Here is a 12,068-nt window from a genome sequence, read left to right as displayed (position 1 = left end):
CCAACGACCCCGAGATTACAAATCACGTGCTCTGGCCAACTGAGCTAAAGAGGCAAGCCTTCTTTTCTAAAAGAAGCCGTTTCGTCGAGTGGGCGAAACGGCTGCAAATTTAGATATTATTTCTTACATACCAAATTTATCTACCGTTTTTTTTATTTGGCTCTGATTTTTTCCTTGAATTTAACTAATTGTTTTTCCAGTGCTTCGACACATTCGTCGATAGACGCTTCAAAAGAATCGTTTATTTTCTCTGCAAAACAATCTCCATTCTTTATTATAAGACGTACAGCCGCTTCTTTATTCTTTGCTGATTCAGGTTTTACAACCTTTAATGTCACCTCTGCTAATATTATGCCGTCGAAGTATTGCTCCAACTTACTAACTTTCTTCTGAATAAACGCTTCTAACTGATCTGTTGCGTCAAAATGGATTGCTTGAATTCTAATGTCCATAATTAACCTCCTTCTTTTTTCGCTCTTGGATGAGCATGATACACTTTTTTTAATTCCTCAAAGGTTGTATGTGTGTAAACGCTGGTCGAAGCCAAGCTACTGTGTCCGAGTATCTCTTTCACAGCATTCAACTCTGCACCGTTGTTCAACATACTTGTTGCAAACGAATGTCTCAATACATGAGGGCTACGTTTCGCCAATGTTGGGATTTCCGACAATTTATCCTTTACTATAGTATAAACAATAGATACAGGTAACTGCTCCCCGTTTTTTCTTACGAAAAACCATCCGCTCTCCGAACCAACTTCACGATTTCGAACTTCAGTGTATGCTTGTATTAAGTTTTTTAACCCTTCTGCAAATGGGATCAACCGTTGCTTGTTACGCTTTCCCGTTACCCGGATCTGCATCGTCCCGCAGTCGACATCGGAATCTCTCATTCCTATCAACTCCGAACGGCGTATACCTGTATCGTAAAGCATTTCCAGCACCAGACGATTCCTTACACCTTCAAAATCCTCACCAAATCCATCACCATCCAACAAAAGTTCCATTTCCTTGTCTTTTACAAAATAAGGTAACGGCTTCTTCGTTTTCGGCCCGGTTATTAACCGTAATGGATTAACAGAGATGCTTCCCTGCTTCATAAGGAATTTAAAAAAAGACTTCAAAGAACTTAATTTCCGGTTGACCGACACTGGTGAAAGCTTTTCGTCCATTAAAGAAACGACCCATCCTCTCACTAAATCCGCATCGACATCCACCGGATCAAATATGTCTTCCTTATATCTTTTTACATAATCTTCGAACTGGCGCAAATCTTTTGAATAAGCTCCTATCGTATAATTGGAATAATTCCTTTCATACCGAAGATAATCTAAAAACGAATCTATCAACATATCTGCGCTGCATCAACTTTTATGCAACGAAAATAGGAATAAGAATTCAATAAAACAAGTTTGGTAAGATATTTATTCTTCTACCTGCTGCAATTGCTGAACGTAAACAGCACGCATGTTTTGTTTTCTCTTTGCAACAGAAGGTTTAATGAATGCCTGACGGCTTCTCAATTCCTTTACTACTCCTGTTTTTTCGAACTTTCTTTTAAACTTCTTCAGCGCTTTTTCAATGTTTTCGCCTTCTTTCAATGGAACTACGATCATAATTTAATTTATTATATTGTTTTTAATTACATCCTCAAAATGGGCAGCAAAATTACTGATTCTTTCGTTATTAGCAAAACTTTCCGACAATAATTCGTATTTTTTCTTTTTCCACCAATGCTTTAACACTCAGAACCTCTGCTTGCTAGTAGCTAAGACTATCCGTAAACGGAGGGTAAGCAATCCCTTTTTCGGTAATGATCGCAGAAATCAGATCATGGGAAGTTACGTCAAATGCCGGATTGAAAATCTTAACGTCACGCGGTGCCATCCTATGGGTATACCACATCTCCGACACCTCTTCCGGTGCTCTCTCTTCTATCACAATCGACTGCCCGTCAGGACATTGCCTGTCGATAGTAGAAGTAGGCCCCAACACATAGAAAGGGATACCGTAATGACGGGCCAGAATAGCGACACCGGAAGTCCCGATCTTGTTCGCCACATCTCCATTCATCGCAATACGGTCGCAGCCTACCACCACTGCCTGTACCCATCCTTTCTGCATAACGGCAGAAGCCATATTATCGCAGATCAAAGTCACATCCACCCCCGATCGCTGGAGTTCGTATGCCGTGAGACGGGCACCCTGTAGCAAAGGACGTGTTTCATCGGCAAAGACCTTGAAGTCATATCCCCGCTCCTGCCCCAGATATATCGGAGCCAACGCCGTACCATACTCGGAAACGGCCAGGTGGCCGGCATTACAATGCGTCAACAGTCCCATGCCCGGTTTCAATAACGACAGACAATTTTCTCCTATCCGGCGACACGCCGCAGCATCCTCCTCACGGATAGCCTGCGATTCGTCATGTAATAACCGGATAAGCGTCGGAACATCTTCCCGGCAGTTATCCTGTACGACTTTTTCCATCCGGTTTAAGGCTGCTTCCAGATTAACCGCTGTCGGACGGGAGGAAGCCAGATATTCTCTTAATCGCTTAAACGCCGTATAAAAATCATCAAAACCGGCCGCTTCGATTTGTTTGCTGCAAATGTAAATACCATAAGCCGCAGCCACTCCGATAGCAGGGGCACCACGAACTCTCAGTTTATAAATAGCCTCCCAAATATCTTCCGCACGGGAAAGGGACAAATACACTTCTTTTTCCGGCAACCGGGTCTGATCCAGAATAACAACGGAATCAGCATCCTCGCTGAGACGGACTGTTTTCAAATCTGTAATATTCTTTTCACTCATTTTCTTCAAATTCATTCTTTCCGGAAAAGCCGGGAGTTATCTCTATAGTCCCGGCTTCCCGGCACTACTATAATAAAATGGTAACACTACCTTGCCGGCACCCCGACACGACTGTACTAACACCATTTGTTTTTTCAAAAAAATCAATTTCTTTTATGTCTTTATATAATATATTAGTCTTATTATATTAAGAGAGCGTTCTAAAGATCGTCCGAAGATCGTCCGCGACACTTTTTCAAAACCCGAATAAACAATTGCAGCCTAACAACATACAAGAGATTTTCATCGTCCGAAGACCGTCCGAAAGATCGTCCGCGACACCTGTCACTTTGTTTCCGACACAAACAAACATTGATTAAAGCACAAATATACAACAAATTACACGATTTCGTCCTTCCAAAAACAGAATTCAAAAAAAACAATGCTTTTTACACTAAAAGCAGCTTTGACACGTCCGTCTTTCCCAATAATTTATTAACTTTGCCAATAGTAACGTTGACTAAATAGTAATGCGATGAAAACAAATATCCCTGAACGTATTGCCGCCTTGAGGGAGGTAATGAAAGAAAAGAAAATCGATGCTTATATCATCCCCAGTTCCGATCCACACCTGAGCGAATATCCGGCCGACCGCTGGAAATCACGCGGATGGATATCCGGTTTCGACGGATCCGCCGGTACAGTGGTGGTCACGGCAGACAAAGCCGGCTTATGGACAGACTCGCGCTATTTCCTACAGGCGGGCATACAGCTGGAAGGATCAGGTATCGAATTATATAAAATGGCTTTGCCGGAAACTCCGACCATTCCGGAATTTCTGCTCCATGAGTTACAAAGCGGACAGACGGTCGGGACAGACGGGTTGACCTATAGTGTTGCCGAAGCCGCTAAACTGGAAAAAGCACTGAAACGGAAAGACATCGACCTGGAAACATCATACGACCTGATCGACCTGATCTGGAAAGACAGGCCATCCGTCCCGGGTAACCCGTTGTTTGAAATGCCGGTCGAACTGAGTGGTAAGGCTGTCCATGAAAAGCTGGATGAGATAAACAACCTGCTACGCAAGGAAGGAGCCGATTGCGGTATCCTCGCTGCGCTCGACGAAGTGGCCTGGACATTCAATATCCGGGGTACGGACGTAACTTACAACCCGGTCGTTATCAGCTATGCCTTTATCTCCGAAGACGAAAGCGTACTTTTCATCGATCCGAAAAAGATCACTGCCGAAGCCGCCGAAAACCTGAAAAAAGAGGGTGTCGTATTGGCCGACTATACGATGATACAGAAATATCTATCCCGTCTACCGGAAGACAGCCGGGTATTCATCGATCCGGCAAAGACAAACATTTCCCTCTACAACGCGTTGCCGAAAGGATGCACCATTATTGAAGGTATCACCCCGGCAAACCACCTGAAAAGTATCAAGAACGAAACCGAAATAAAAGGATTCCGCAATGCGACCGTAAAAGACGGTATCGCATTAACCCGTTTCTACATTTGGCTGGAAAAGAAATTAGCCGCCGGCGAAAAAGTGACAGAGCTCGATGCTTCTGCCCGCCTGACCGCCCTGCGCGCAGAGCAACCACAGTACATTATGGATAGCTTCGAGTCGATCACCGGATATGCCGGACACGGTGCGATCGTTCATTACGCCCCGACTCCCGAAACCGACGTTGAACTGAAACCGGAAAGTCTGCTCCTGATGGACTCGGGTGCACAATACCTAGACGGCACGACCGATATTACCCGCACGGTTGCCCTGGGCGAACCGACCGAACAAATGAAAAAAGACTTCACCCGTACGCTGAAAGGCATGATCGGAATTGCCAAGTGCAAATTCCCGGCCGGTATCCGCGGTTGCCTGCTCGATGTGCTTGCACGCAAAGCGTTATGGGATGCAGGTATCAATTATCTCCACGGAACCTGCCACGGTATCGGACATTGCCTGAATGTACACGAAGGGCCGCAGAGTATCCGTATGGAAGAGAATCCTGTTCCGCTGAAGCCGGGCATGGTGATGAGCGACGAACCGGCCATGTACCGCACCGGCGAATATGGCATCCGCACTGAGAATATGATCCTGATCCGCGAAGACAGCGAAACGGAATATGGCAAATTCTATGGTTTCGATACCTTGACTTTATGTTATATCGATACCAAATTAATCATGGTACCGATGCTGTCCGTCAGAGAACGTGCCTGGATAAACAAATATCACCAGATGGTATACGATTTGTTAAGCCCGCATCTGAACGAAGAGGAAAAAGCCTGGTTAAAAGAGAAAACAACAGAAATTTAAAACAGTTGACAGTTGACAAGTAGAAAATTATGGCAATAATAAAATCAGTCAGAGGCTTTACCCCGAAGATCGGTAAAGACACATTTTTAGCGGATAACGCCGCTATAATCGGTGATGTTGAAATCGGAGAAGGTTGCAGCATCTGGTTCAGTACGGTCCTGCGAGGCGACGTAAACTCGATCCGTATCGGCAATGGTGTAAACATTCAGGACGGCTCCGTATTGCATACGTTATACGAAAAATCGACCATAGAAATTGGCGACGATGTATCGGTAGGACATAACGTTACCATCCACGGTGCCAAGATCTGCAATGGTGCACTGATCGGGATGGGATCGGTTGTACTCGACCATGCCGTGATCGGCGAGGGAGCCATCGTGGCCGCCGGTTCGGTTGTTTTGAGTAAAACGATTGTCGAACCAGGCAGCATTTATGCCGGCGTACCGGCTAAGTTCGTCAAGAAGGTCGATCCGGAACAGGCCAAGGAGATCAACCAGAAGATTGCTAAAAACTACCACATGTATTCAAGTTGGTATAAAGAAGAGACAGAATAAATGAAGAAAGCAGGATGGGCAATACTTTTGGTCGTATGTTGTATTGGTGGCTATCTGGTATTGCCCTCCAACTATTACCTGCGCCGTGCCCTTACGCATTTGTTACCAAAGATCGACCAGTATCCGATTTTTGAGAACCGCACGGTAAAGGCTGGTGATCCGTACCCCTGGAAACAGTCGGAGGCATATAATACGCTTTCCATTCCGGAAAAGTATTTGCCGGTATTCGATGAACTGGGAACGGTCGCTTACGTTATTATTAAAGATAATTCATTGCTTTTCGAACAGTATTGGGAGGATTACTCTCCAAAGTCGCACAGTAACTCCTTCTCGATGGCCAAAAGCATCGTATCACTGGCTATTGGAGGAGCGATCGACGATGGATTTATAAAAAGTGTCGACCAGCCGGTCAGTGACTTTTATCCGGAGTTCCAAGGATACAACGGAAAGCCTTTAACACTCCGCCACCTGTTGACGATGAGTGCGGGGGTTGACTTCGACGAAGCATATTCTTCTCCCTTCTCTCCCACCACCAAGCTATACTACGGCGACGATTTACAGAAGATAGCATTCGGCATGAAAGAAATAGAGGAGCCGGGCGTCAACTTTATCTATCAGAGTGGCGTAACCCAACTATTGGCTTTTATCGTCGAGAAAGCAACCGGAGAAAATATCAGTACCTACGTCTCCCGTAAATTCTGGACACCGATGAACGCGGAAGAAGATGCACTCTGGAGTCTGGATAAAAAAGACGGTATCGAAAAAGCATATTGCTGCTTCAACAGTAATGCACGCGATTTCGCCCGTTTCGGACAACTGATACTGAACAATGGCAACTGGAACGGCCAACAACTTATCTCCGACTCTTACCTGAAAGAGGCAACGACCCCCGATACCCATTTATTATTCAAAGAATATAATGAGACAAACCATTGTTACGGGTTCCAGTTCTGGCACCTTACCTACAACGGTATGGAGATACCTTACATGCGTGGCATCCTCGGACAATACGTCTTCATCATCCCCGAACTGAATGTGGTAATCGTACGCCTCGGTCACAAACGCAGCGAAACACGTTCCGAACAACATTATCCGGATGATATAGATACCTGGCTCGGAGCTGCTGTGGAAATGATACAGGCTATTCAAAATAATAAAGATAATAACGAATCAAAATAAACACTCTAAATTAAATCGACAAATGAAGAAAACAGTATTTACTGCGCCTGTCGCAGCATTATTACTCCTTTCTTGTGCACAAGCGCCACAAGACAAAGGTAAAGAGATTACTTACACACCGCAGGCCCCCTACAACCCGCCGACGTATGTGTGTTACAAGGCTCCGGCTCCTATCAAAATCGATGGTAAACTGTCGGCTGAAGAATGGGATGCTATCCCCTGGACAACCGACTTTATAGATATCGAAGGCGACAAACGCCCCAAACCTCTCTTGCAGACACGGGCAAAAATGACTTACGATGATAATGGTATGTACTTCGCCGTCCTGATGGAAGAGCCTCATGTATGGGCAACAATCACAGAACACGACGCCGTAATCTATCAGGACAATGACTTTGAAATATTCCTCAACCCGACAAACGATACACACAATTACCTGGAATATGAAGTTAATGCATTGGGTACGGAATGGGATCTGTTCCTGAGCAAACCTTACCGCGACAACCCTCAGGTACTGAATAACTGGGAGTTTGGCGGCATGAAATCTGCCGTATATGTGGATGGCACGTTAAATAACCCGAAGGATACCGATAAGTCATGGAGCGTAGAGGTATTTATCCCCTGGTCGTCCATCTACCAGGTCGCAAGAGGGAAAAAGGCTCCTGTTGCCGGCGAACATATCCGTACCAACTTCTCACGTGTGGAATGGACAACCGAAGTACAGGATGGCAAATACGTGAAAGTGCCCATCAAAGGTGAAGACAAAATACGTGAATACAACTGGGTATGGGCTCCGACAGGGGTAATCAATATCCACATGCCTGAATACTGGGGATTTGTACAGATATCGGATAAGGTAGCGGGAACAGGTGAAACTCCATTTGTAACAGATCCGAATGATGAAGTAAAATGGCTTCTACGCAACCTGTATTACCGTCAGAACGAGTATGCAGCCACATTCGGCGAATATGCTCCATCCGTAGCAGCTCTCAAACCCGAAGAATTATGTCCGGCTGAACAAGCAAAGCAGATCAGTCTGTTCAACACTCCTTCCATGTATGAAATCACATTGCCCGGCACAGACGGTAATGTTTGGCATATCAGACAGGATGGTTTGGTTTGGGCCTCTAAGAAATAAATAAGTAATGATTAGAAAATATTGAACCTACTTTTGGCTTGATCCAAAAGTAGTCAAAAGATCAAGGCTGCACCTGTTATAAAGTATGTCAGTATCGGCAATCCCAAAAGAACGCTTTGCGTTCTCTGAAAGGCCTTCGGCGGGTGAGCGTTCGCGAAGGGGAAAGACGAAGCGTTAGGGAGGCTGCGCTGTTTGAGCGAAGCGAGTTCGCAGACGACAGCGGAGTCTTTCACCGTAGTAGCGAAGCCGGTACAGCCTTGAACTTTTGGTTACTTTTCTTTCAAGAGAAAAGTAACATTCAAATCTGGCAATAAATGAAACAATACAAATACCTCTTTTTCGACCTCGACGGTACTATCACCGACTCTGAAACCGGGATCACACGTTGTGTTGAATACGCACTGAACCATTTCGGCATTCAGGTAAATGACTTACGGGAATTATCCCCATTCATCGGTCCTCCCCTTTTGGACTCATTCAAGGACTTTTACAACTTCACCGATGAACAGGCAACTATTGCCGTTGCCAAATACAGGGAAAGATACGCCGACAAAGGCATTCTGGAAAATGAATTATATCCGGGAATCAAAGAATTACTCGCAGATGCTCAAAAAGACGGCAGAACAGTAATACTGGCCACTTCCAAACCGGAAATCTTTGCCAAACGCATCCTCGATCATTTCGGGTTGAGTAACTATTTTTCCTTTGTCGCCGGTAGCGGCCTGGATGGCTCTCTTCATACTAAAACAGATGTTATCAAATACATCTTACAATCGAATAATATAACGGATCTAAGTTCAGTTGTAATGATAGGCGATAGAAAACACGATATTATCGGTGCAAAAAACACAGGTCTTGACTCTATCGGCGTCTTATACGGTTTCGGTAATTATAAAGAACTATCAGAAGCCGGAGCAGACCATATTGTAGAAGATATCCCGGCACTCCGTAAATTACTCTTATAGCAGTAATTTACGGAATATACCATATTTCTCCCATCTATATCAATAACACAAACCAATCAGATAACGGCAAAGAATATCCCCACCAAACACAGCCACACAATAGAGAATACCCAACGAATACCCTTTCAGATTACAGGAGACCTTCAGCGCTTTGAACATCCAGACTAATACCCAGACCAGAAATATCACACCAATCAATGAAAGCCATATTCCTACCAGAAAACCAGGTTGTGCCAACAATTCTGTCGGCGGCACATTCATATCCACTTTTGCCAGATTTTGCATCGGAGGCAACATATTGAACAAATTCATAAAAATGAAAGGAATCTGGGCAAAAGCGACTGTCCCCAACACATCGATCACCCTGATCCGGGAACGCGACAAGACCAATCCCCCCAGATAAAACAAAACAGCCGGTACAATCCAAACCACCAGATGTTCGACAGCATAACACCACCAGGCTGGATTCAGGGCCGGCCCAAAGTGCAGTAAACCATGATAATGCCATCCGGAAAGATAACTGATAACAGTAGAGATAACCATTCCTAAAAGTCCCCACCCTAGCGCTTGAAAACCGGCAATCCATTCAAACGGATTAATAAGAAAATTCAACCATTGTTTTTTCATAACTATTCAATCTTATTTAATTTATCAATCAGATCATCCAAGATATTCCTGACAGTCGGATAACTCACCCCCATATTCTTCGCCATATCTTTCAAGCTGCCGCTCGACTTGATAAAATCAACGATAAACAGTTGCTCCTTCTCGGTCAACCTTGCCAAAGGAGGCAGCTCGAAGTTTCCACAAACCTCTGTATCACATTGTTCGCAAAACAACCGTCCCACTCTCAGGGGAGAATCACAGGCCGGACATTGCAAGGGTAACCGTTTCTTTTTCTCATCCATTTTGTTCTATCTTTACACAACAAAGATAATAACATATTCAATATTATCAAGTACAATATAAATATTATTCATATTCAAATAAATATTATTACACAACATATTCTATTACACGCAATCTCCGGTCCGAATAAATGCTTCTCTTATTTAGATTGATTAATCTACTTTATCACCTTTTCTATGAAAATATCTTCCCGATAGAAGAAATGTTGGGTTATTCCTCTTATTTTTGCAAAGGATGGAAAACAATCAAGAATCTCTTATGGTAAATATTATAGACAAGATAAACTCTTCATACCCAATTTCCGATACAACGATACAAACATTAAAAGAACATGTTACTTTATGCCATTTCCCTAAAAAGTATCAGTTGATAAAGGAAAATATGTTTTGCAAATCGGCCTACTTCATCGAGAAAGGCATGACTCGTTCCTTTTGGCTGGTGAATGGAGAGGAAATAACGACCTCCTTTGCCCATGAAGGAAGCATTGTCTTTAGTATGGACGAACTATATTATAATAAGGTAAGTGAAGAGTTTGTAGAAACACTCGAAGATGTAGTAGCCTATCAAATATCATTGACCGATTTACTTCAGCTTTTTAAAACCAATATTGAATTGGCGAATTGGGGAAGAGTTATTCATCAAAACGAATACAGGCGCTTGCACCGTTCACATAAAGAACGTCTTACGTTATCAGCAAAAGAAAGATTCGAAGAATTCAAACAACAATTCCCAGAAGTTTATCAGCGAGTACAACTGGGATATGTCGCATCCTACCTGGGGATAACACCATCGACACTCAGCCGCCTCAGAGCACAGAAATAATCATTATCCGGTAAAATTTGACATAGGACAAATTTTAGCACGCATAAGTTTTATAATTTTGGAGCTTCATTAGTTACATGTAGTAATAATCTAAATAATAAACTCTTATCATGCAAAACATTTCTTCCGCTGCGTTTACAGACAGTAAACCTCATTACGATCTTCTCGACGGATTAAGAGGAGTAGCAGCACTTTTAGTCGTATGGTATCACGTCTTCGAAGGCTACGCTTTCGCCGCAGGCACTACCATCGACACTATCAATCATGGTTATCTGGCAGTGGATTTCTTCTTTATCCTGTCCGGTTTCGTTATCGGCTATGCTTATGACGACCGCTGGTCGAAGACGCTGACTATGAAAGATTTCTTTAAACGCCGTTTGATCCGTCTTCACCCGATGGTTATCATGGGAGCGGTTCTGGGAGTTATCTCTTTCCTGATTCAAGGCAGTGTAAAATGGGACGGGACACACGTCTCTATCTCCCTGGTCATGCTATCCCTACTTTGTTCATTATTCTTCATTCCTGCGATACCGGGAGCCAATTATGAGGTCAGAGGAAATGGTGAAATGTTCCCGCTAAACGGTCCCAGCTGGTCGTTGTTCTTCGAGTATATCGGCAATATTCTTTACGCCCTGTTCATTCGCCGTTTGTCCACAAAAGCATTGACTGTTGTCGTCTTTTTGATGGGAGCGGCACTGGCAGCATTCGCCACCCTCGACGTATCCGGTTACGGTAACATCGGAGTCGGGTGGACATTGGACGGAGTGAATTTTATAGGCGGATTATTACGCATGCTCTTCCCCTTTTCTATGGGTATGCTTTTATCCCGTAACTTCAAACCCATCAAGGTGAGAGGTGCATTCTGGATCTGTTCGATCATATTACTGGGATTGTTCTCTGTACCATTCGTGGAAGGGACAGACCCGATTTCCATGAACGGACTTTATGAATCATTTTGTATCATCCTGATTTTCCCTATCCTTATCTGGGTGGGAGCATCGGGAACCACTACCGATACAAAGTCGACAAAGATATGTAAATTCCTGGGAGACATTTCTTTTCCACTCTATATCATACATTATCCTGTGATGTACCTGTTCTATGCCTGGTTGATCGACAAGGAACTTTACACACTCGCAGAAACCTGGCAGGTAGTCTTGTGTGTTTGTGCTTTAAATATAGTTCTAGCTTATTTATGCCTGAAACTATATGACGAACCGGTAAGAAAATGGTTAAGTAAGAAGTTTCTAGCCAGAAAATAAGAAATACTTCATCCGAAAGGAATTTTAGTTTCATCCGAAAGAAATATCATTTTCATTCGGGAGAAACTGAAATTCCTTTCGTTTTTTCCGGCTATTTATCGTAAGTTTGTGAACCAATATA

General features: G+C 43.7%; 13 protein-coding genes. 7 read left to right on the top strand and 6 right to left on the bottom strand.

Features of this window, described 5'->3' with window-relative positions:
- Positions 1–152: 152 nt before the first annotated feature.
- The 4 genes from raiA to mtnA form a co-directional block, all read right to left on the bottom strand.
- Entirely contained in the window at positions 153–452 is a 300-nt protein-coding gene (gene raiA, locus QZ076_RS11570; protein ID WP_129732179.1) for a ribosome-associated translation inhibitor RaiA, read from the bottom strand.
- 2 nt (positions 453–454) lie between these two features.
- Positions 455–1,351, bottom strand: coding sequence for a tyrosine-type recombinase/integrase (locus QZ076_RS11565; RefSeq protein ID WP_293713467.1), 897 nt, complete (start codon positions 1,349–1,351; stop codon positions 455–457).
- Between the two features lie 72 nt (positions 1,352–1,423).
- Positions 1,424–1,615 (bottom strand): 30S ribosomal protein S21, encoded by a 192-nt coding sequence (gene rpsU, locus QZ076_RS11560; protein WP_075558761.1) that lies wholly within the window; start codon positions 1,613–1,615, stop codon positions 1,424–1,426.
- Between the two features lie 145 nt (positions 1,616–1,760).
- Positions 1,761–2,816: an S-methyl-5-thioribose-1-phosphate isomerase gene (gene mtnA / locus QZ076_RS11555; protein ID WP_293713466.1), complete on the bottom strand. Its 1,056-nt coding sequence runs from the start codon at positions 2,814–2,816 to the stop codon at positions 1,761–1,763.
- A 514-nt stretch (positions 2,817–3,330) separates the two neighbouring features.
- On the opposite strand from mtnA, the gene QZ076_RS11550 reads away from it, so the two are divergent.
- The 5 genes from QZ076_RS11550 to QZ076_RS11530 all read left to right on the top strand — a co-directional run bounded on the left by QZ076_RS11550 (position 3,331) and on the right by QZ076_RS11530 (position 8,954).
- Complete coding sequence (locus QZ076_RS11550; RefSeq protein WP_293713465.1) at positions 3,331–5,118, top strand: aminopeptidase P family protein; 1,788 nt, start codon at positions 3,331–3,333, stop codon at positions 5,116–5,118.
- Between the two features lie 29 nt (positions 5,119–5,147).
- Positions 5,148–5,672 (top strand): gamma carbonic anhydrase family protein, encoded by a 525-nt coding sequence (locus QZ076_RS11545; protein ID WP_075558764.1) that lies wholly within the window; start codon positions 5,148–5,150, stop codon positions 5,670–5,672.
- Positions 5,673–6,851, top strand: a complete 1,179-nt coding sequence (locus QZ076_RS11540) for a serine hydrolase (protein ID WP_293713464.1) — start codon at positions 5,673–5,675, stop codon at positions 6,849–6,851.
- 22 nt (positions 6,852–6,873) lie between these two features.
- Positions 6,874–7,989, top strand: coding sequence for a carbohydrate-binding family 9-like protein (locus QZ076_RS11535; RefSeq protein ID WP_293713463.1), 1,116 nt, complete (start codon positions 6,874–6,876; stop codon positions 7,987–7,989).
- Between the two features lie 314 nt (positions 7,990–8,303).
- Complete coding sequence (locus tag QZ076_RS11530) at positions 8,304–8,954, top strand: HAD family hydrolase (RefSeq protein WP_293713462.1); 651 nt, start codon at positions 8,304–8,306, stop codon at positions 8,952–8,954.
- Positions 8,955–8,993: 39 nt separating this feature from the next.
- On the opposite strand, the gene QZ076_RS11525 is transcribed toward QZ076_RS11530, so the two are convergent.
- A complete protein-coding gene (locus QZ076_RS11525; protein ID WP_293713461.1) occupies positions 8,994–9,581 on the bottom strand; it encodes a YIP1 family protein in 588 nt (195 codons plus the stop codon).
- Positions 9,582–9,583: 2 nt separating this feature from the next.
- Complete coding sequence (locus QZ076_RS11520) at positions 9,584–9,862, bottom strand: DUF2089 family protein (RefSeq protein ID WP_075558769.1); 279 nt, start codon at positions 9,860–9,862, stop codon at positions 9,584–9,586.
- 259 nt (positions 9,863–10,121) lie between these two features.
- Here QZ076_RS11520 and QZ076_RS11515 point away from each other — a divergent pair, with 259 nt between their 5' ends.
- Complete coding sequence (locus QZ076_RS11515; RefSeq protein WP_293713460.1) at positions 10,122–10,685, top strand: Crp/Fnr family transcriptional regulator; 564 nt, start codon at positions 10,122–10,124, stop codon at positions 10,683–10,685.
- Between the two features lie 110 nt (positions 10,686–10,795).
- Entirely contained in the window at positions 10,796–11,947 is a 1,152-nt protein-coding gene (locus QZ076_RS11510; RefSeq protein WP_293713459.1) for an acyltransferase, read from the top strand.
- The last annotated feature ends 121 nt before the right edge of the window (positions 11,948–12,068 follow it).

It is taken from the genome of uncultured Parabacteroides sp. (assembly GCF_905196875.1).
GTDB lineage: Bacteria > Bacteroidota > Bacteroidia > Bacteroidales > Tannerellaceae > Parabacteroides.
This window is presented reverse-complemented; position numbering and strand designations above follow the sequence as displayed.

What these genes read in the sequence shown, in the direction of transcription:
- QZ076_RS11535 (WP_293713463.1), top strand. Translation starts at nt 6,874, where the DNA reads ATGAAGAAAACAGTATTTACTGCGCCTGTCGCAGCATTATTACTCCTT.
- QZ076_RS11515 (WP_293713460.1), top strand. Translation starts at nt 10,122, where the DNA reads ATGGTAAATATTATAGACAAGATAAACTCTTCATACCCAATTTCCGAT.
- QZ076_RS11565 (WP_293713467.1), bottom strand. Translation starts at nt 1,351, where the DNA reads ATGTTGATAGATTCGTTTTTAGATTATCTTCGGTATGAAAGGAATTAT.
- mtnA (WP_293713466.1), bottom strand. Translation starts at nt 2,816, where the DNA reads ATGAGTGAAAAGAATATTACAGATTTGAAAACAGTCCGTCTCAGCGAG.
- QZ076_RS11545 (WP_075558764.1), top strand. Translation starts at nt 5,148, where the DNA reads ATGGCAATAATAAAATCAGTCAGAGGCTTTACCCCGAAGATCGGTAAA.
- QZ076_RS11525 (WP_293713461.1), bottom strand. Translation starts at nt 9,581, where the DNA reads ATGAAAAAACAATGGTTGAATTTTCTTATTAATCCGTTTGAATGGATT.
- rpsU (WP_075558761.1), bottom strand. Translation starts at nt 1,615, where the DNA reads ATGATCGTAGTTCCATTGAAAGAAGGCGAAAACATTGAAAAAGCGCTG.
- QZ076_RS11520 (WP_075558769.1), bottom strand. Translation starts at nt 9,862, where the DNA reads ATGGATGAGAAAAAGAAACGGTTACCCTTGCAATGTCCGGCCTGTGAT.
- QZ076_RS11530 (WP_293713462.1), top strand. Translation starts at nt 8,304, where the DNA reads ATGAAACAATACAAATACCTCTTTTTCGACCTCGACGGTACTATCACC.
- QZ076_RS11550 (WP_293713465.1), top strand. Translation starts at nt 3,331, where the DNA reads ATGAAAACAAATATCCCTGAACGTATTGCCGCCTTGAGGGAGGTAATG.
- QZ076_RS11540 (WP_293713464.1), top strand. Translation starts at nt 5,673, where the DNA reads ATGAAGAAAGCAGGATGGGCAATACTTTTGGTCGTATGTTGTATTGGT.
- QZ076_RS11510 (WP_293713459.1), top strand. Translation starts at nt 10,796, where the DNA reads ATGCAAAACATTTCTTCCGCTGCGTTTACAGACAGTAAACCTCATTAC.
- raiA (WP_129732179.1), bottom strand. Translation starts at nt 452, where the DNA reads ATGGACATTAGAATTCAAGCAATCCATTTTGACGCAACAGATCAGTTA.